General features: G+C 35.5%; 18 protein-coding genes. 6 read left to right on the top strand and 12 right to left on the bottom strand.

From position 1 onward, the window contains the following. The first annotated feature begins 63 nt into the window (after nucleotides 1-63). Nucleotides 64-2,097 (top strand): 3-hydroxybutyrate oligomer hydrolase family protein, encoded by a 2,034-nt coding sequence (locus J3T98_RS00595; RefSeq protein WP_267361875.1) that lies wholly within the window; start codon nucleotides 64-66, stop codon nucleotides 2,095-2,097. 52 nt (nucleotides 2,098-2,149) lie between these two features. Here the strand turns inward: J3T98_RS00595 and J3T98_RS00590 are convergent, their stop codons facing one another. The 3 genes from J3T98_RS00590 to fsa form a co-directional block, all read right to left on the bottom strand. Then, nucleotides 2,150-2,737 carry an ACP phosphodiesterase gene (locus J3T98_RS00590; RefSeq protein ID WP_267361874.1) on the bottom strand — a complete coding sequence of 196 codons (588 nt, stop codon included), beginning with the start codon at nucleotides 2,735-2,737 and terminating at the stop codon, nucleotides 2,150-2,152. A 2-nt stretch (nucleotides 2,738-2,739) separates the two neighbouring features. Then, complete coding sequence (locus tag J3T98_RS00585; protein WP_267356988.1) at nucleotides 2,740-3,522, bottom strand: siderophore-interacting protein; 783 nt, start codon at nucleotides 3,520-3,522, stop codon at nucleotides 2,740-2,742. A gap of 136 nt (nucleotides 3,523-3,658) precedes the next feature. Continuing rightward, nucleotides 3,659-4,321, bottom strand: coding sequence for a fructose-6-phosphate aldolase (gene fsa / locus J3T98_RS00580; protein ID WP_220224919.1), 663 nt, complete (start codon nucleotides 4,319-4,321; stop codon nucleotides 3,659-3,661). A gap of 232 nt (nucleotides 4,322-4,553) precedes the next feature. On the opposite strand from fsa, the gene J3T98_RS00575 reads away from it, so the two are divergent. Then, complete coding sequence (locus J3T98_RS00575; RefSeq protein WP_267361873.1) at nucleotides 4,554-5,408, top strand: helix-turn-helix domain-containing protein; 855 nt, start codon at nucleotides 4,554-4,556, stop codon at nucleotides 5,406-5,408. Between the two features lie 207 nt (nucleotides 5,409-5,615). Here the strand turns inward: J3T98_RS00575 and J3T98_RS00570 are convergent, their stop codons facing one another. The 4 genes from J3T98_RS00570 to rlmF all read right to left on the bottom strand — a co-directional run bounded on the left by J3T98_RS00570 (nucleotide 5,616) and on the right by rlmF (nucleotide 10,840). Then, nucleotides 5,616-6,950, bottom strand: a complete 1,335-nt coding sequence (locus J3T98_RS00570; protein WP_267361872.1) for a hypothetical protein — start codon at nucleotides 6,948-6,950, stop codon at nucleotides 5,616-5,618. Between the two features lie 598 nt (nucleotides 6,951-7,548). Then, a complete protein-coding gene (locus J3T98_RS00565) occupies nucleotides 7,549-7,863 on the bottom strand; it encodes a hypothetical protein (RefSeq protein WP_267361871.1) in 315 nt (104 codons plus the stop codon). 175 nt (nucleotides 7,864-8,038) lie between these two features. Then, the gene (locus tag J3T98_RS00560) at nucleotides 8,039-9,340 is read right to left on the bottom strand and encodes a hypothetical protein (RefSeq protein ID WP_267361870.1); all 1,302 of its coding nucleotides are present in this window, start codon (nucleotides 9,338-9,340) and stop codon (nucleotides 8,039-8,041) included. A 543-nt stretch (nucleotides 9,341-9,883) separates the two neighbouring features. Next, nucleotides 9,884-10,840: a 23S rRNA (adenine(1618)-N(6))-methyltransferase RlmF gene (gene rlmF, locus J3T98_RS00555; RefSeq protein WP_267361869.1), complete on the bottom strand. Its 957-nt coding sequence runs from the start codon at nucleotides 10,838-10,840 to the stop codon at nucleotides 9,884-9,886. A 196-nt stretch (nucleotides 10,841-11,036) separates the two neighbouring features. Here rlmF and J3T98_RS00550 point away from each other — a divergent pair, with 196 nt between their 5' ends. Continuing rightward, nucleotides 11,037-12,455: a sodium:proton antiporter gene (locus J3T98_RS00550; RefSeq protein ID WP_267361868.1), complete on the top strand. Its 1,419-nt coding sequence runs from the start codon at nucleotides 11,037-11,039 to the stop codon at nucleotides 12,453-12,455. Nucleotides 12,456-12,530: 75 nt separating this feature from the next. Here J3T98_RS00550 and J3T98_RS00545 read toward each other — a convergent pair whose 3' ends face one another. From J3T98_RS00545 to J3T98_RS00535, 3 genes are read right to left on the bottom strand one after another with little or no spacing between them, the layout of a single operon-like run. After that, nucleotides 12,531-13,712 (bottom strand): carbohydrate porin, encoded by a 1,182-nt coding sequence (locus J3T98_RS00545; RefSeq protein ID WP_267361867.1) that lies wholly within the window; start codon nucleotides 13,710-13,712, stop codon nucleotides 12,531-12,533. A 26-nt stretch (nucleotides 13,713-13,738) separates the two neighbouring features. Next, nucleotides 13,739-15,094 (bottom strand): MFS transporter, encoded by a 1,356-nt coding sequence (locus tag J3T98_RS00540; RefSeq protein WP_267361866.1) that lies wholly within the window; start codon nucleotides 15,092-15,094, stop codon nucleotides 13,739-13,741. Between the two features lie 25 nt (nucleotides 15,095-15,119). After that, a complete protein-coding gene (locus J3T98_RS00535) occupies nucleotides 15,120-16,688 on the bottom strand; it encodes a hypothetical protein (protein ID WP_267361865.1) in 1,569 nt (522 codons plus the stop codon). A gap of 249 nt (nucleotides 16,689-16,937) precedes the next feature. On the opposite strand from J3T98_RS00535, the gene J3T98_RS00530 reads away from it, so the two are divergent. Further along, the gene (locus J3T98_RS00530) at nucleotides 16,938-17,744 is read left to right on the top strand and encodes a helix-turn-helix domain-containing protein (protein WP_065734585.1); all 807 of its coding nucleotides are present in this window, start codon (nucleotides 16,938-16,940) and stop codon (nucleotides 17,742-17,744) included. A 78-nt stretch (nucleotides 17,745-17,822) separates the two neighbouring features. Here the strand turns inward: J3T98_RS00530 and J3T98_RS00525 are convergent, their stop codons facing one another. Then, nucleotides 17,823-18,647, bottom strand: coding sequence for a DUF1266 domain-containing protein (locus tag J3T98_RS00525; protein ID WP_267361864.1), 825 nt, complete (start codon nucleotides 18,645-18,647; stop codon nucleotides 17,823-17,825). A 265-nt stretch (nucleotides 18,648-18,912) separates the two neighbouring features. Here J3T98_RS00525 and rhaS point away from each other — a divergent pair, with 265 nt between their 5' ends. Both rhaS and J3T98_RS00515 read left to right on the top strand, forming a co-directional pair. After that, entirely contained in the window at nucleotides 18,913-19,731 is an 819-nt protein-coding gene (rhaS, locus tag J3T98_RS00520; RefSeq protein WP_081303373.1) for an HTH-type transcriptional activator RhaS, read from the top strand. 29 nt (nucleotides 19,732-19,760) lie between these two features. Then, nucleotides 19,761-20,609: a helix-turn-helix domain-containing protein gene (locus tag J3T98_RS00515; protein ID WP_065562546.1), complete on the top strand. Its 849-nt coding sequence runs from the start codon at nucleotides 19,761-19,763 to the stop codon at nucleotides 20,607-20,609. Between the two features lie 63 nt (nucleotides 20,610-20,672). Here J3T98_RS00515 and rhaM read toward each other — a convergent pair whose 3' ends face one another. Next, nucleotides 20,673-20,987 (bottom strand): L-rhamnose mutarotase, encoded by a 315-nt coding sequence (gene rhaM / locus J3T98_RS00510; protein WP_065562547.1) that lies wholly within the window; start codon nucleotides 20,985-20,987, stop codon nucleotides 20,673-20,675. Between the last annotated feature and the right edge of the window lie 65 nt (nucleotides 20,988-21,052).

Here is a 21,052-nt window from a genome sequence, read left to right as displayed (position 1 = left end):
ATTATATAATAAACTGTAGTTAATGAGTAATAGCAGTTAAGCAAAATGTAGGGAATGAATGTAATGCCAATAAAATTAAAAAAAACAAGCACGTTATCCACCTTACTCTTTTTAACAATATTTTCAAATCCTAGCGGTGCTGAATTAGGTGATCCTGCAAACCAAAATCCAATTAATCATAAACCCCAATGGTTGGTTGTTCATAGCTCAAACTACTATGATGGTGATAGTGATGATCTTGTTACCGCTGGAATAGGGTTTACTGCCTTATCGAAAATGATCCAAAAGGTCAATTATGCCGATCCATCAAATCCAACCACCCAAGAATTACGCCGTGCAAAATTAAATCGATTTATTGATACAAAAACCGGAGAAGGCTCTCTATTTGGATTCAAAAGTGAAGAATTGTCGCCTTTATTTGATGGAAAAATTGCAGGCACAGAAATTTTAGCCACCATAAAAGATGAAAATGTTGGCTTGCTATTACAAGTTCCCATCGATTTTAATAAGAAAAAACCCTGTATTGTTGCCGTACCAGCTTCTGGTTCTGATGGACTATATAACGCCAAAGATATACAAATCCGTGGATTGTGGGGTCTTAAACATAACTGCGCAGTAGTTTATAACGACAAAGGTTTAGGTACTGGTATTTATGATATTACCAACGAACAAGGCTTTACTGTTGATGGTCAAGTTGCTAAGGACAACATACTCTTCAAGCCAACTATACAAAATCAAAAAGAGTTTATCAAAAATAATCCGCACCGTTATGCAGTAAAACAGCTCCATTCAAAGCAAAATCAAGAAGCAAAATGGCCAACATATACCTTCTATTCAATTGTTTTCGCCTTGTATGAATTAAACGAACTATTTCCAGAACCAAATAATCTTTACTTTAACGATACTAATACCATCATATTAGTCTATGGAGCTGAGGATGGTGGAGCTGCGGCACTTAAGCTAGCTGAATTACGTTTAAGAAGTAGAATTAATGGTGTGGTTGCAGTTAATCCACAAATTCAAACAAGTTTAGTAAATAGTAACGAAAACATAAGCTCTCGTTCATTACCCGATTATAGCTCCTATGGGGCACTTTATATTCCTTGTGCCATACCGGCAATTGAACCGAATAAACAGGACAAATACGTCCCCGATGCCTCTAAATATCTTTTTTCACAAAACCGTTGTGATGCATTAAAGCAAGCCAACTTACTACCAACCGGCACGCCGAAAGAGGCATTAAACAAGCTGTATGATTATGGTTGGAAGCCTGAAATGAGCATCCAATTACCTTATTTCTATCTTAATGAGTCAATTGCCTACCCTTATAAATATATTAGCGCCTATGGTCGATATGATGTAACTGAAAACATGTGTGACTTTTCAGTGGCAAGTACCCAACAAGACCCATATTACAATTCTGGTGAAGTAAAACCACTAAAACAAGTCAATTTTGCCGAAATTTGGGGATTATCTAGAGGCCAGTTACCAATCTGGGCCAACCCTGATGCCACAGCTATTGACCTAGTTGAAAATAAAGATGTCACCTCTCCTCGACGTGAATGGTATTCAAGTTCTACCATTGAACATCAAATAGATTATGGAACTAAAGGTGCCATCTGTTTAAGAGAAAAAATAAAAGATCCACGCGTGATTAAAGGTTTAAAAGAAGTCCAAGCAACAGGTAACTTAAACAAAGTCAAAACCTTTATTGTTCATGGTAAAAATAACCCTAAACAACTTATCGACTACACATCTCGACCTTATGTTGCATTAAACAGCAAAGTGGAAGGAAAAGAGTCACAACTCCGTTATATTGAAGTTGAAAATGCAAGTTATCTTGATGGCAAAGCGCCTTTTGACAATACGCTATTACCTATTGACTATTATGGTGATGAAGCCATGGAATGGTTATGGGCTAATATAACCAATCAAACCACTTTACCGGAAAGCCAAATCATTCGCACAAAACCGAGAGGAGGCATAAGTGGACAAGCGCCACAAGCTACGGCTGAAAATCTAGTCCCAATATCGCAAACTCCAGATACCAACAATCTAATCGAAGTCGATAATGGCAAGATTACCTTTTCGCAATAAAATCAAATTCACAAATGACTATCGAACAAATCAAGTATGATTCGATAGTCATTTAATCATCTATATTCGATACCTTAATAAGTGAACACATTTTAGGATAAAGCTCGAAAAACAATGTTTTTAGTGGCTTATAGTTTTGTTCAAAATCAATAAAGGTATCGCTTAATAGATAGAGCTTAGGTCGACGCTTTGCCATACCGTTTAAAACTTTACCAATAAAATCTACCGAGGCATAATTTACCAACCATTCACCACGCCACATTGCCCCCATAAAATCTTGATAATCAACTGGGTAATTTGCGATATAAGGCTGAATCTGCCGCTTAGTAAAGGTATTAAATGATGAAAGAGATTGCTTAGCGTTAAATTCCACCCAATATTTTGACAAAAAATGGTCCCAAATAATATCCAAAGTGATCGGTGCAACACGTTGATGTGATTGTCGAAAAAGCAATTTAGCTTGCTTAACTTCAGCAAAACTATCAATCAAACGATCAATCCTACGATGTAACATAATCCCATCAGAAATCTCTTTAGGATATTGTCGATAAGCATCACCTTTAACAAAATCAGCAACTGTATTACCAATCAACGAACTATTCGCCAAGGTTGCCAAATGTAAATGTGCAAGAATATTCATGGCTAATCTCGATGTTTAAACTCCCCTTCAGCAAAACCTTCTCGCCAATAACTAGTAATGTGGACCGAACTAGGTTGCAAATCGACATATTTATCTTTAATTGCCTGACGTAATTGCCGAGCAAGCGAACACTCTAACCCGCCCCAAAACAATAGATTATCCTGCTGACTCAAATCCCAACTCATCACCGCATCAACTAATTGATTAGGATGATTGGCATCTTTAATCAACCATTGAACAGTTAAATCAGATGGGAGTTCAACGATATCGCTCTTATGATTAACCTCAATAAAAGCAACTGCTTTATGATTTGCAGGTAAATGTTCAAGGGTATAACAGATGGTTGGCAGAGAAGACACATCACCCATCAAAATCAAATATTGATTATCAAATTCTAACTTACCTGCTGTCCCAACTATACCGATTTGATCGCCCACTTTTGCCTGTTGAGCCCAAACCGTCGCTAAACCGCTGTCGTGAATCGCAAAATCAATCACAATTTGATTGGACGACTCATCATAAGCACGAATACTATAACTGCGAGCAAATTGTCGAACTTTATCACTCACTAAAATTTTATTATTTTCATCTAACATCGGAAAAACAATTTCACCGGTTAACGGATCAGCAAATAACAACTTTAAATGAGGGCAAATCCAATTCGGATTAACTGCTAAAGGTTTATCACAACTAAAATGTAACCGAAAGTAACTCTCTGACGGCCTTTCAACTTTAATCACCGTCAATAAAGCATTAATAATGTATTTTTTTGATTTTTCGTGCATTTGGTGTTCTCTTCTATTCCTCTAATATCGCATCACTATCATACAACATAATTGGTATAAAAAAGGGGAATTTTTAATCGCGGGAAAGAGAAAAAAAACCACCCTAAATGGGTGGAACCTAAATCAATAGCAAGTATTAAAAACGTAAGGCTCCAAACGCCCCACACCAATCCTGATCGAATTTAACCACCGCAGCATCGACGGCAGGATCTGAAATAAACAGCTCCGCCACATCCACCGGCAACGTAATTGACTGACAACCGGCAAGCATACAATCTAAAGCTTGTCTTGGCGTTCTAAAACTGGCTGCTAACACCATCGATTCAGGGCAATGCAAATCTAACAGCGCTTGTAGCTCATAAACCGTATCTTTACTATTACCACCTTGGGCATCAATACGGTTGACATAAGGAGCAATATATTTTGCACCAGCAAGCGCAGCCAAAAAGCCCTGACCCGCACCATAAACGGCCGTACCTAAAGTTGGAATACCCTGCTTGGTCAACTCCTTAATCGCCATCAACCCCTCGGCATTAACAGGGATTTTAGTCACAATCGATGGAATGACTTTACGAAGTTGCTCAGCTTCCTTAATCATCTCTTTAGCATTATGAGAAAGCACTTGCGCGAATAACAACTTATCAGAACCCAGCAAATCTTGTAATTCAGATAACAAATCAAAAATTGGCTTACGCGATTTAGCGACAATACTTGGATTAGTCGTAACCCCCTTTATTGGCAAAATTGCAGCTAAACGCTTAATCGCTGCAACATCGGCTGTATCTAAATATAATTCCATACCCACTCCTAATTAAATGCTTAATTGATGAGTAGCATAGTAAAAAAAAATTTAACTCAAGCCTAGAAGACAAAATTTCTATTTACTGGACTTTTGTACGATAAATAGCAAAATGCGATCTCGATCACATTTTTAATAATAATTAATAACACATTAAATTAAATAAATTTTTCAACTTTAACTCTACAAGCTATAATTAAACCAACTGCACATTACTTGGTTTACTAACAATATGACCACAAACCTAAAAAACGCATTAACTCAGCTCACTAACAAACAAATCAACCACCTCTATTTTGCCAATAACCAACAAACGGCACCTCTACATGCTTATCAAGTTGATTTTCCGAGGATCGAAGTGATTATAGAAGGTCAACAGCTTATGCAATGGGCTGACAGCAATGGTAAAATAATGACACAACAACTTGAAGTTAATGATCTGCTCTACATTACCGCTAACAGTTGGAACAAACCTATCCGCACAACCCCAATCACCTGGTTAAACATCTTATTTGGTAAACAGCAAATTGGCATCAGCATAGTTTATTGGGACGGCAACCAATTAATTCCGCTAGCACAAACCAACATACCAAGACGAGGTCCACGAGTTGGCACCTTTATTATTCAAGCGCTATCTGAATTGACTTGGCAAAATCAACCACAAACTCAAACCGGCTACTACTTGATTCAAAGCCTGCTTAGTAACACCCTAGATTTACTTAATGCCGACATAAAAACCGCATCAAAAACCACCAGCTTATTCGAAGCAATACGCCAATATATTGATACTCATTTTCGGGAAGATATAAGCCGTGAATTTCTAGCTAAAATGTTTTATATCTCACCCAACTATTTATCCTATCTATTCAAAAACGAAGGCAAAATTGGCTTAAATGAATATCTCAACCATATCCGCATAGAGTACGCAAAATCACTACTTAAAGATTACGACTTAAACGTCAAAGAAATCTCGCTTGAAGCGGGTTTTAAAGATAGTAACTACTTTTGCCGAATTTTTAGAAAAAAAACAGAACGAACACCCACTGAATATCGACGGCAATATCATAGTAAATTATCGGAAAAGTAAACTCAGTTAATTGAAAGTAAGACAGAAGTTTCTAATTGCAAGCAATTAAGGAGCCCAAAAACCCCGCTCCTCAACTTTTTTACTATAAAAACAAAAAAAATTAGTCCTAATCAAGACGGTGTTTTAAACACTTCAAGTCAACTATCTAACGGACTTATTGCTATCTCCAGTTTATTTACTCAAGTAATATGAACTATCGAATAAAAGTTAAGGAGAAACACAAAGTCCGTTGTAGTTGCGAGATCGGTCCACGAATAGCGTATTACCGTAGTACGAGCCCACAACAAACGGCTGATTATATGTAGGATTGGTATCAACTGTCCAATAATTTTTAAAGGAAAAATTGGCTTGTGAGTAATTTTTCATCAATCCCCACTCGGTAAAAAATCCTGCGCCGATTATACGCTGATAATAATTATCGATTGAAGAAGGAGTTGCACCGACTGAACCTCTACATTCATTATTTAAAGTACTATTTTCAGCACAAAAAGCATTAGTTAAATCTTTAACCTTAGGAACTTTGTAACCGATACGTTTACACCAAGATAATGTATTAGCATAATTGTCTTCAAAAGTACCTCGGTTGATGAACCACTGCTTTAACTCAAACCCATACTTAACAACTTCATTACCTTGGCTGTCACGACCGATTAACTCGAAAGTCTGAGGTAAGGAGGGGCTTGGTATATTTCCAGGATTTTTAGCTCTCCATTGTGATGAAGTTGCAACAGGGCCAGTTAATGTAACACGAACCCCTGTATTTGATGAATTTGTCATAGTAGCGGTAATACCGCCATGGGAGACCGTATCCCAAGTTAATGGCTGATGATTACCAGCAATAATTAAATCAAAAAACAAATTGTTAGCGCCTGTAGTGGGGAAGTTTAAATTATAAGATGACGAAATAAAAGACTGTGGAATAAAACCCTTATCAGTTTTCCACATAGTAGTTGGACCAGCATAACTATAATTACCGTAAGTTGTATCTGGCTTGGCAAAACAAACCGTTGGCAATTCTTTAGGATTAATATGATAAGTAACACTATTAGCATTAAAAGTACTACTATTAGGAATGCCATAACGAGTAGTTAATGTTCCACTTGTATTAGCTAATGTAACACGATAAGAACCATTACACAGTGATGGCACTGTATCACGTGATAAGAATATATAGTCTTCATCAACAATATACAAATTTAGGTCACCAGTAACTGAAACATCAGCATCTCCATCATCATCGCTCCAATAATTAAAAGGCGCAGCAATAAGAGTATTCAAACCAACTGAATAGCTATTCCTTGGCATTAACATATCAATATCAGAAAAGCTTTGACCTGCTACAGGCAATTCAATTGGGGTTGTTGACGAATTATTTGTTGAAGGTGTGTATTTATCCCCATTAGAAAGAGATATCCATAACAGATCGTCAGTATTGATGGCTCGCGTGCGCCCTTCATCAAATGTTAAATAAGGCGCATTCCCTTGAATCGCATTTGATGTTATAGAAGTTAATGCATCACAAGAATACGAAGTTATAAACAAAAAGCCATACGACAAAAGCATTTGGCGAGATAATATGAAAGCATAATATAATCGTTTGGAAGATATTTGCAATGATCTACATAACGATCTTAAAATTTTGACGATTAATAAACTAGAGTTAAAAAAAAGACTTTTTGAGCTTAAATTAAGTAAGTGTAAATTATAAATTGAACAGATTTGGTCTTTGAAATTGCATATCATAACAAATACCTTATCAATTAAGTTTTATTTAAATTTTTATTTTTATCTACTGCTCCTTAACTAACAATAACTTCTCATTAAAATACTACTTACTAAACTGCGAGTAAAGGATAAAAATCTCCCACCCTATGCGCAATGTATTTCATTACTAAATAATTAATACTGTAACATTCTATCTTACAAATAGACATTTTAACAATGAGAATTGTGATTTTATAATACAACACATTCGTCAATAAAATCCATCATAGCCTAAAGGCCGATTATTGATATGCTTTACAAAATCGTTTTTTAACGCTTGGCTACATTGACTCTTTGAGTCAGCTAACTCATAACAACTTAAGGCTATATTTTCTCAACCACCTTCATTGAACTTACCATTAGGCACAGCAAAACTCTAACCTGTAGCAGGCAAAACGATGGGTGCTGTAGATGAGATTTTGGTTGAAGGCGTATATTTAACACCATCAGATAAAGTAATACCGTTCAGATCATTTGTATCAACCGTTCGAATACAATCATCATCAAACGTTAAATATGGAGCATTACCGTGGATAATATTTGAAGTTTGTTTGGTTAATGCATAGCTGGAAAAAGAGGCAGACAACAAAATAGCTAAAATAGTCTGCCTGAATAATTGAGGAATTATCGCGTTTGAGATCTCTTGTATAAACGCCTTAAAAACATGCAAAACATCGGCATTTAACTCCATTTAATTTATAATATATATTTGCAATTAACATAGTGATTTGATTTATTTTTATGCCTTCTGTTTCATCTTTTAGCCATTAAGCTAAAATTGGGTAAAAAGTATAATCGCCACCCAAAATTGGATTTTTCAATTCGTTAACGAATATACTTTTTATATTTCCACCTCGCTAATGGCACTAAGGATAAGTGCAAAGCCCTACCGATTTATCATACGAGGGTTCAGCCCAATGTATATGACCATCTGTAGGAAAAACGACGAACCGACTCAAACTTTTTTCATCACTGGTCCAGTACCATCGGACGGCGTCAAAGTTGGTTCGATCATATTTGCCTATATTACCCCACTCCGCAAGCAAGCCTGCACCAATTGTACGCATATAATAATCACCTGATGATGAAGGTGTACCACCAGTAATTTCATAACGTTTTGCATTAGTTAAATCTTTAACTCTAGAAAGGCGATAACCAATACTTTTACACCAGGATTCCATGCTAGAATAGGTGTAATAGCTTTTACCTCGGTTGACAAACCATTGTTTTAATGTAAAACCATATTTAACGATAGCTTTACCTTTACTATCTCGACCAACTAACTCGAATGTCTGAGGCAAAGTAGGCTTAGTAATAGGACCTGGATTGCCGGAATTCCATTGGGATTGAGTTGCAACAGGGCCAGTTAAGGTAACTCGTGCGCTTGTAGCTGTAACATCAGTCATAGTAGCAGTGATACCACCATGCGAAACAGGAGCCCAAGATAGTGCCTCAGTATAACCAATCCGCAAATCAAAGAACATGTTGTTAGCTCCAGTAGTTGGAAAGTTTTTACCATAATCTAATGGGTTAGTTGACTGAGGGAAAAAACCAAGAGAAGGATTGAAAATTTCAGGAGGACCTGCTTTTACACCACCCTCTCCCTCATAAGATAAGCTTGGGCTGACAAAACAAATATCAATACCCACAGGTTTGACATAATAAGTGACCGTATTGGAATTAAGATTACTACTATTTGGAAGACCATATCGAGTGCTTAATGTACCACCTATAGCCTCTAATACAATCCGATAAGGTGCACCACAAGACGTTAGCACTGTATTGCGCGATGATATAGTTCTACCGATTCTATCATAGATAGATAACCTTAAAAAACCAGAAATATTAATATCACCATCACCATCATCATCATCCCAATAAGGAAGTAGAATTCTGTCTAATTCGACTGAATCTTCTCCTCTTGGGATGAACATATTTATATCAGAAAAGCTTTGACCTTTAGCAGGTAACTCAATTGGTGTTGAAGATGATGAAGTATTGGTTGTAGTCGTGTATCGCTTTCCGTTAGATAACGTAATATTGAGCAGATAATCAAGATCAAGAGTACTAGTCCGGCCACCATCGAAAGTTAAATGCGGTGGATTACCATGAATCATATTCGTGGTTTTAGAGGTTAATGCATGGCTAGAATAAAAAGGTATTAACAAAAAGCCAAGCGGTAAAAAGATCTGCCAAAATAATTTAGATCTGAGAGTTGATCGGAATGATCTAAATGACGATCGAAATAACGATCGGTGCAACGATTCACTATGCGATCTTAAATTTTCGTCGATTAATAAACTGGAGTGAAAAAAAAGAGGTTGAGAGTTTAAATTTGGTGAATTTAAATTATAGGTTGGCCAAGTTGCCTGTTGCCTGTTGCCTGTTGAAAATTGTAATACATATTCGACCATCCTGTCAAGTAAATTTTTGATTTATTTACTATTTTATGTTTGTTGATAAAATTTTAGCTATTCAGCTAAATTGATCCGAAAGTATAGTAACTGGAAAAATATGACGCAATAAATTTTTTACTTTATATTGTTAACTTTTGTAAATGTGATCAAAAAAAAGATCCAAATAATTATTGGCTAAATTTTGGTTTAATTGATAAATATCAACTTTATAAATCTTTAAAATTATATTTTTTAATTCAGAGAAAATTTAATTTTATTTAAATTTTGTTTATTTATTGATTTCTAGGTAGAGATTTAAATGCCACAAACCCCGCTCCTCAACTTTTTTATTATCATTTTTCGCTCTTCTTGATCAAAAAACGTCCACGCAACAAAACGGCTAATTTTTTGTCCTTGAGCCATAGAGACAATTTTATATTCAGTTGCCACTTTTAGTTGTTTTTTTATTTTGCTTAGCGTCTCTTTTTTCGATACCAATGAGGTAAACCACAGGCATTGCGTTTGGTATTTGATACTCTCTTTTATCATTCTAGTGATAAATGCACTTTCGCCCCCTTTGCACCAGAGTTCAGCGTGTTGTCCACCAAAGTTGAGGATGAGATTATCTTTCGTTGAATTTACTTTTCCCAACTTTTTAAGTTTAGTGTAAGCACTTGCATGTGCTTCTTGTTCGGAGGCGTGAAAAGGTGGATTGCATAGGGTGGCTAGGTAAAATTCTTTAGGTTGAATGATATTTTCAAAAATAGCTTCGTTGTCAGGTTGTAAGCGACATTGTAATGTGTTTTTTAATAGATCATTAGATTGTGCTATCAATGAAGCAACTTTTATTGATGTTGGATTGATATCACTACCAACAAATGACCAACCATACTCTGCACAACCAATAATTGGATAAATAATATTCGCCCCAACCCCAATATCTAAAATGCGAACCTGTTTACCTGTAGGAATTTGGTTATCTTGCGCTAACAGATCGGCAAGATAGTGTATATAATCTGCTCGCCCCGGAATTGGCGGACAAAGATAGTTGTCAGGAATGTCCCAATACGAAAGTTGATAATAGTGCAATAATAGCGCTTTATTTAGCATTTTGACCGCAGTAGGATCAGCAAAATCAATCGTTAACCGTCCATATTGATTAGGCTTTACAAAATTAGATAGCTCGTTCAATGTTTTGATAAGTAAATCAAATGGATAACCATTAATGTGTTTATTGCGGTGGTGTAAAGCTGTTTTTTTGATTGATTGCATGGATGATCCAACATAGAGAATTAATCACTATTATAACGTTTTTGAGCAAATTTGTGAAAATAGCGAGAGATTTTATGCTTCAAAAACCCCGCTCCTCAACTTTTTTTATAATCGTTAAGTTATACGATTGTGGATGATTCGAAAATTAATTTTGAATTTGTTATAATCATCCACTTTAAATCCAACCGATAATACAATGAAAAATCTAAAAAAGTTTTTGATATTCCCTTTTTTGAGTTTAGTGCTTATGTCTTTTGATTCCTATGCGAGTGAGTTTAATGGACAGGCGTTATCATTACTTTGGGTGATCCCTTTCGTTGGAATTTTGTTATCGATTGCTTTATGTCCACTATTTTTAGCCCGATTATGGCATTATCACTACGGTAAAGTTGTTGCCGTTTGGACGTTATTATTTTTGGGGTTTGCGCTGGTTTCATTTGGTTTAACGACAACAATTGAGCTAACAGTACACGCCATTGTTCAGGAGTATATTCCTTTTATATTATTACTTTTGGCTTTGTTTACGGTTTCCGGTGGCATTCTGATTAAGAGTGATAAAATCAGCACACCAAAATCCAACGTTATTTTACTGATGATTGGCGTTGTGCTTGCTTCAATTATGGGAACAACTGGCGCTGCGATGTTGATGATTCGTCCACTACTTCGAGCTAATCGTCAACGACAGTATGCTGTACACACGGTAATATTTTTTATCTTTTTAGTTGCCAATATTGGCGGTGGATTAACGCCTTTAGGCGATCCACCGTTATTTATTGGTTTTTTAAAAGGTGTCGATTTTTTCTGGACAGTTAAGCATATGCTGTTGCCTGTTGTGTTTACATCAGGGTTATTGTTAATTATTTATTATTTTATCGATCATTACTATTACGTTAAGCAGTATGGTGTGAATAGCAATCCAATTAGTGCTAAGCCTGTTAAGTTATATGGTCTAAATAATCTTGTATTATTATTGGCTATTATTGCTAGCGTGATTTTGTCTGGTGTGTGGCATTCATCGATAAGTTTTACTATTTTAGGTTCACAAATCGCATTACAAAATTTAGTTCGTGATGGTCTTTTTATTGCGATTACGATAATTTCAATAATGATTACCCCAAAACAAGTTCGAGCAGGCAACGAATTTAATTGGGAGCCGATAAAAGAGGTTGCTAAGTTATTTATTGGGATTTTTATTACTATTGTGCCTGTGCTGGCGATTTTACGTGCGGGTAATGATGGTGCGTTGGCTTCGGTCATTTCATTGGTGACTAATGACCAAGGTGCACCAATAAATAGTATGTATTTTTGGTTATCAGGATTGCTATCCGGATTTTTAGATAATGCACCAACTTATCTGGTCTTTTTCAATCTTGCTTCGGGTAATGCTAGTAGCTTAATGACGACATTTGAAAGCACTTTACTGGCTATTTCAATGGGCTCGGTATTTATGGGCGCTTTAAGTTATATTGGTAATGCCCCTAACTTTATGGTTAAAAGCATTGCGGATCAAAATAAAATCAATATGCCTAGCTTTTTTGGTTATATGAAGTGGTCAATCGGGATTTTGATTCCGGTTTTTATTATTGATAATTTGGTGTTTTTTGTGTTTTTTTAAGAAATGACTCTTTTTAGAATTCCCCAAGTAAAGTGCGTATTATTTTTACTTGGGGTGAATGTTAATTAGTCTTATTTAAAAGAAATATTTAAAACGGACCCTTGCGCCATAACGATTATCGTTACCTCCTCCTTGTTTTTCATCGCGCTCTAATCTAGATAAGTAAGTCCCTAAATAGATATTGAAGTTATCCATATCCATCACATTTGAAATTAAGTATGAGGCATTGACAGTATGTAATTTATATTTGCCTTTAGCATAAATTTCACCATCACCTCGATAATTTGTATTAAATGCTTTTATATCATTGGCAGCATAGATGTAACCAAGACCAATACCTTTCCAAATACCATTGATACCCGCGGTAAAATCTTTTTCTTGTTCGGCATCTAAATAGGAGATGCTGCTATTGAGCAGTAATCCCTCAGATGATTTATCAAAATCACCTGCACTATTCCAACTCATCGTTAAGCCATACCCATTACGTTTTGACTGATCATGCCATTTGCCGTTTATATCATGATAACCATAAGCGTTATTAACAACATTACGCTCCATTGCTAGGGCTGCTGATATATCATTATTTCGGTAGGATATGATGGGACGTAAGTAAACGACGTTTTTATCTTTTTGCAATTTATATCCATGATAACGGCTATGGTCAAATAAGGAGGTACCATCTTTTACCATTGCATTAACTTGCAAGTTCAAATCACCCAACTCTTTGGTTAATTCGATTGCACCACCGTTACTGCTACGCCCTCTACCCTCTTTCATCATATAGATGTAACCAAAACCATCACTATATAAATCGTTGGCAGTATTGCCAGAATATTCTATGAAGGTATCTTGCCCAAGTGGGAACATGTCGTAAGCTTCATAGCGACCAATTCGTAGGCGCCAATCATCTTTTTTACCAAAATAGAAACTAGCATCATCTAGGTTAACTTTACCTCCCATGTCAGCAAGCGGTTGCACCGAGAATCCTGCATAGTTCTGATTCGCTAATTCTCTTTTCCCATCCAAGCCGAATAAAATACGGCCATTTATATCCCACTGATCTGTGTCATTAGCATCAAAGTCTTTGTTTGCCGATGTTCTAAGTGAGGTTAACTGCTTTTTTTTGCTTGCAGCATCAATATTAAATTCGACATCGCCATAAAGTTTAAATGTTCCTTGTTCGGTCTGCCATTCAATGGATGCTAATGCGGATATAGAATAGAAACAGCAGACTCCAGCTATTATTTTTAATTTCATCGTAATTTCCTTTTAATGTAAATTGATTAAACTTTTTGTTGATCATTAAGATTTCTGGCATCTAATTCAGCTCGAATTGAAGTATAACTGTCATCAAGTTTGTAGAACTTAGCTATCCAAATCATCGAGGCAATAATTAAAATGGCAGGTAAATATAAGTAACAGAGTTTGATTGCAAAAAGCGCACTTGATACTTGAACTGCATTGGCAACATATCCACCAGATGAGAGTAAAAAACCGGTAATAGCACCAGCACCAGCCATCGCCACTTTGCCAAAGAATCCATTGATTGATGTCAAAATTCCGGCAGTATTAATACCGGTTTTCCATACACCATAATCAACCGGGTCAGCCTGCATTGAAAAATAGATAGCAAGGCGTTGCCCAGCACCGAGTGATAAGATAACCGCGCCGATGATAAGACCAAGATGATTCACGCCCGATAACATCATTATTCCCATACCAATTAAGTTGATAGCGCTTGAAAATAGATAGACATGTCGTTTTTTCATCTGATTGGCTAAGAATGGTACGGTAAGTGTGCCAATTAAGGGGACGAAAGTTGATATTCCCGCAATTATTGCGGTAAGGTTTTCGCTTTGTACGTAATAGTTGAAGAAATAGACTAAGGAGCCAGTTTGTAAAAAGAATGCGCCCCACATAAGAAAGATGTTAGTTGCAAAGATTTTCCATGGGTTGTTGTCTTTTAAACCTTTCCATGCTCTAGTTAAGGTCATTCGCTCTTGTTGTATAGTGATTTTTTCCTCAACATTTTTAAAACTGACTATCAGAAAGAAAGTCGCAATAATCCCAAAAACAATAGCGGTATATAAAAAGCCATGTGTTTGATCACCATTTCCCAATGTCGCAACTAGCGGTAATGTTGCCACTGCAACAATCGTTGAACCTAAGGAACCTAATAAAATTCTTACTGAAGATAAGGTTGTTCTTTCTAATGAATCCGCAGTTAAAAATGGCAACATTGCACTAAATGGTATGTTGACCAAGGTATAGATAAAAGAGAGGCAAAGATAGGTGATAAAGGCATAGATTAGTTTACCTGTCGTTCCAAAATCAGGCACATAGAAAACTAAAATACACAATATGCCAAACGGTATTGCGCCGATTAATAGCCATGGACGACAACGTCCCCAACGTGTGGATGTATTATCGATAACTAAGCCCATTAAGACATCAGCAACACCATCAACCAGCCGGGTAACTAAAAACATTAGACCAACATAATAAGCGGGTAGTGCCATTACGTCCGTATAAAAATACATAAGATATAATGAGATTAATTGCCATACTAAATTACAAGATAAGTCAGCGATCCCATAACCTATGCGTTGCCGCCAAAGAGAAAATAATGAATTGACCATTTTTTTATTCCTTATAAATTTTTAGTTAAAGTTTATTTTGTCGAATAAACCAAGCCGGTGTGCAACTCCAAGCATGACAGTAGCTATTGATGATTTTGCTACCATACGGTGAATAATTAAGGTCGTTTGGATCAAACAATTCCCAAAATGTGTCTGCCCCAAATTCGACCATTTTTCCCCAATATGCTTTAATCTCATCAATGGCTTGTTGTTTCATGCCTGTTTTGAACAAGGCTAAGATGTAGTGATGTCGTAAGTAAGGCGTGTTCATGCCGATTTCTGGTGGAGTAGTTATTAATTGCGTTAATAATTTTTGTTGATGAGCTAAATCGCCTACATCAGCTAAAACCATCCAAATTTGTGTGGCGAAACTAATTTGTTTTTGTTCGCCGCTGATGTAAAAACCGGCTTGCTCGTCCCATAATGTTTGTGCTGCTCTCTTAACCAAATCTAATTTTTGGTTAAGCGCCTGAGTTATTTCAGGTTGAAAATGTTGGGAAAGTCGACATGCTTTGTCTAAACAGTAAATTAAAACACCTTGAGAAGCGCCTTGTTTATTGAGTTTTTCGTGCCAATCAATAAATGACCACCAATCATCACTATCTTGAACTAATCCTTGCGCGTCACAACGTTTTAGATTTATTTCAATTTGCTGTAATGCGATCGGCCATAGCTCTTTAACCGTTTGTCGATCATTAGTTTGATTAAAGTAGTCATAAAGGACATCGACAAAAAGAAGTGAGTAATCAAATAAAAAAGTATCGTCAGCAATAATGTCAGGTTTAACAAAGACATTAGATGAAACCAGACCATCTTCCCGACGATGGCTAGCAAAGAGGTATAAGCATCTGCGGACTAAATCGTGCTGTTGAAAAGTGACGTTGTTCACTAGGGCTTGTAAGCGTAAATCGCCTAACCACAGTCTTCTATCTCTTTTCGGTCCATCCTCGAATACGTCTTGCATACAATTTCGAAGCGTGTGAATGGAGACTTGATCTATCTTCGCTAATAGCGGATCTGATGATTGATAGCTAAGACAGTGTTCTGGTGCTGAACTGACTGTGTTAAAAGTTATATCTTTAAATAAAATTTGGTATTTAGGCGATAGTGAGACAACATCTATTTTTAAGTATCGAAAACAGTAGCGTCGAGATAAGTTGATTTTAGCGGGTAAAATATCAATGTATTCATCATGCTGTTGTAACCAGCTTTTGCTAAGCCAACCTTGATATTGACTGAATGGTTCAGCAATTTCACACAGTGTTTCACCAAATGTTAATTTTATATGCGCAGGGGCATCAGGAGGGCTACCAGTAGATTCGCACAAGAAAGAGAGGTAACCAACATTGTGTTGACCAAAATCAATTATAAAACTATCACCTGAATGAAAACTCTGATTGAGATAATCATTTGCATCACTCACTATTTTTGATGACCAATGATGAATAGCACTTGGATCATTGATGAGCGAAATAATCTTTTGGGGTGAGATCTTTTTTTGATAAATCTTTGGTTGTAATTGCTTTGCTTTCAGAATAAATGCATTATCTTTTACCATAACTGCATCAATATTTTTTTGAATTGCTTGTGCCATATTCTTCTCCTATAGAAAACATTTAGGAGTATAGCTATGCAAAACAAAAGCTAGCCACTAAGATACTGCCAGATTGCGTTTATAAATGGCAATATTAAAAAGCTTATACCGAGCAAGTTCACATTTTTAAGAATATTATTTTTTATCTCATGTTTAATTACTTTATTGTATTTATATGACGGATAAAAATTGTCTTTTATTTAACGGGATACCTTGATAATAAGTTACCGTTGTAAGGATATAATCAATATGTATACTTTAAAAATTGACACTTATTTTAATCATAAATCAGATAAATTAGCCCTTTATAAGAGTGACCCTGAGGACAACGGTTGCGAGCATAATCATGAGTTCGACGAGTTAGTGATTGTTGAGCACGGTCATGGTTTACATGTTATTAATGGTAAGCCGTTATTTATTCAACAAGGTGATGTTTTTTTAGTTAGAGGGCATGATTACCATTTTTATGATGATCTCGGAACGCTAAAGCTAACTAATATCCTGATTAATCCCAATCAGAATTTTACTTTTTTGAAGAATATGGAGGAGCTATTAAGGCCTATCTCCGCAAGTGATTTAAGTTCTTATATTTGGTTAGCGCCTAATATTCGTAAAGAGTGTAATTCTGTTATTGATCAGTTATTTAATTTAAATAATTCAATTGAGCATCGTGAGTATCTGTTTTTTAAATTGCTTGTTATCATTAAGCAATATCAACGTCAGTCACAGCAAAATAATACCCGCTATAAACTCCATCTTTTGCTTAACCATCTTCAAGAAAATTGCTTTGATGAATATGATTGGAACAATATAGCGCAAACATTTCATTTAACAACACGTACAATGTTTAGGCATATTAAACAAGCAACCGGCCTAACTCCTGAAAATTACATCAGACGATTACGGTTAATGTCAGCAAGATTAAAGATTAGAGAAAGTGATATGACTATTACCGAAATATCATTACTTTGTGGTTTTGTTAATAGTACTCATTTTACTACACTGTATAAAAAAACGTTTGGTATCACGCCATCTGAAGAGCGAAAATTTAACTAGATTTTAATATGGTTGGGTTTTAAATGACGATTAAGTATTTAAGTACTTGTGACAGTTTACACTGTCACAAGCATTAAATTAATTATTTAACGGATATTTGAGCCATGGGCTCTCTTCGGAAGTGGTGCTTTGAGTGTAGATATCAAATAGACCAGGAAGCGATGCATCATCAGGCTGATACACAGCACGACCTAGCATATAACTTTGACCAAATTCTTTCCAATTGACAAAATTTTCTTTAACCGTTGGTAAAACTGAGTTAATCGATTGCCATGCTTGATCTTTGCTAATATAGCCCGCTATATAGCTTGCTCTGGCAATATAAACTAGGCGTCCTAAATCCCATGCAATTGAACCTCGTAGTAGAATTTGACGCAATTCGTCTTGGTCTTCAGCGACTTTGTTTTCAATTAACATTGAAGATACTTGATCTAATCTTGAGCAATAGATTGTAATAATATCACGGTAATCTTCTGGAACTTGGTCATCAATACAACTTTGCCACTGCTCTTTAGGAACGTTTAGATAAATTTCAATCGCGACATCAATGAGTTTGTGAACTGATCCAAAAGAGGATAAACATTCAGTAGCACTTTGTGGAGAAGTTACATCCCAAGCTGTACTTAAGCGATATCGCTGCTCTTTTTTACCAGAGTTTCGGGCATCGCTTTCTAAGCTATCCCAACAAAACATATGTTGCTCTGAAATAATAAGTCCTGCTGATAATGCATTTTGCTGGTCAACTGTCAGTTGTTCAGTTTTTTGAGAATTTTGGGGAAAAGGTTTGTGTTTTAAAGTTTTAATGAGAATCGTAATCACTCTATTGTATCGTACAAGTAGTGACGCTAAAAGAATCAAAATTACAATTAAGATTTCCATATGAGTATCTTCAATTTTTGACATAAATCAATTTAAGTGCGCAAAAAATATCACAAATAATAACTTCCAACAAGATGAAAATTTAAAAAAAATTAAGCTGTTTATATCACTCATTTTTTAAACAAAGTAGTTTGAAAAAATGTGAAGCTTCGCACATTTTTAATAAAAATTCCTGTATAGCTATAATTTATTGCCAAAATATTATATTAGCTGTCCAAATTTTAAAGGTGAGATTTCGATTTACTTTTTAGAATGTGGTTGTAGGTTTTTATAAGGAGTGAGGTTCAAAATGATTGAGATGTTACTTGATAAAGATTTTTTTTCGTCTAGCGATCAAAATATCACCGTTGAGCCTCGGGCGCCTCAACCCGTCTACCCTGAACATACGCATAATTTTAATGAAATCGTTATTGTGACAAGTGGGTATGGAAAACATATTTTAAATGGGCGACTATTTGATTTATATCCAGGTATGATGTTTTATATTAAGGCTTCGGACTGCCATTTGTATGAGAACGTTAATAATCTACATTTGACCAATATTTTATTTAGAGATCCTGAGAATTTTCATTTTATTAATGGGATAAATCAGTTAATTCCAAATCCTGATCCGATTCATTCTCATTACTTTTTTGATAAAAAATCTGATGAAAATATTCAATCGATTATTAAGCAATTGACGCAAAATCAATCAAGTGCTGTACAGGAAAGTTTATTTTTACAATTACTACTTATTTTTAATAAGAATTTTTATGTCAATGAAGGTTCTGGATCATCTGATAATCGCGTTAAGCAGTTGTTGCGTTGGTTACAGATCAATTTTAAGGAGCAAATTGATTGGGAACAGTTAACGGCACAATTTTCATTGTCATTGCGCTCTTTTCATAGGAAGATGAAAAATGAGATTGGCATCACGCCTCAAAAATATTTAATAAAGTTGCGGTTAGCTAATGCTTATACTCAGTTAATTTATAGCAATAAATCTATTACAACCATTGCGCAAGAGTGTGGTTTTAATGATAGTGCTTATTTTTCTACCTGTTTTAAACAAGAATTTACGTTTTCGCCACAAGCATTACGTAATAACCCAGATAAAGGGTATCATTAGTTGTTTTACTAGTAAGTCAGGAACAGTTTATGGAAAGATGTTTGCGTTTATATAAACAAGATTATTTTATTTCAAAGATGAATACTGTTACTGTCGAAAAACGTGATCATCAACACCCTTTTCCTTTACATGATCACGATTTTTATGAAATTGTGATTGTTTGTTCAGGTAATGGTTTGCATTATTGGAATGATTATATTTATCCAATTACCAGTGGCGATATTTTATATATTAATCCCAAAGATGTGCATGGTTATGAGTCAGTTAATGATCTCAAATTGGATAATATTTTATATTTGAGAGAGTCACTTTTTTTATTATCGACTATCGAGTCTTATTTACCTAAAGTGACAGCCAAACATAATGAGCGTTCTTGGCGAATTCAACCTTCATACCTTAAACTTTTATCTCCACTTATCGAAAAATTAGCTATCGAATCAAAGAAAAATAATTTAGCCTCCGTACATTTATCTGAGGCACTTTTTCTGCAATTAGTTATTTTGTTAGACCGGATAAAACAAGCTCCAAAGGTAACGGAGCCGACTGCTACTCATCAGTTGGATTTATTGTTTACCGCGCTCCATAACAGTATTGCAACACCATTTAATGTTGATGTTTTTTGCAAGGAAAATCATATTGCAAGCCGTTCACTTAGTCGTTTATTTAAAAGCCAAACAGGGATGACCATTAGTGGTTATTTACAAAAAAGGCGATTATGTGATGCCATGTCTTTACTTCGTAATACTAATTATTCGATTAGTATGATTGCTGCTGAGTGTGGTTATGACGATAGTAACTATTTTTCATCAGTGTTTAAAAAGCAAACCAATCAAACGCCTTCAGAGTATCGGGCTAAATTTAATGATAAGAAGTGCTAGGTGAAGGTAGATTAAATATATATTCAATTTACTCTCTTTTAGGCTTTAAAAGAGAGTAATGTTTTATTCTAAATAAAAGACTTCTGCTAATGATTCACTAATTGGGCTGTTGTCTGGGTTGCTTGGCATGATATCTTTCATAAACGCCCACCATTTTTGACAAGCTGCTGTTTTAGCTACTGCATCCCATCGCTCTTCTGACTCGATTTCAACATAAGCAAAAAGTAGATTTCTTTTGCTGTCTAAAAATATCGAGTAATTGTGAGCGCCATGGGCTTTTAGTTCTTTTACCAGCTCGGGAAAGATTTCGTCATGCCGTTTTTTATATTCAGCATGTTTGTCAGGATGAACCTGCATTATGCTTGCTTTTCTTATCATAATTGCTCCTTTTTAATGAAAAGGTTAAATTTGCATTTAACCTATTTCATTATCACGTGTACATT

The organism is Gilliamella sp. B2772 (genome assembly GCF_026536985.1).
GTDB lineage: Bacteria > Pseudomonadota > Gammaproteobacteria > Enterobacterales > Orbaceae > Gilliamella > Gilliamella apicola_E.
The sequence above is the reverse complement of the archived record's forward strand: the minus strand, read 5'-3'. Positions and strand labels throughout refer to the sequence as shown.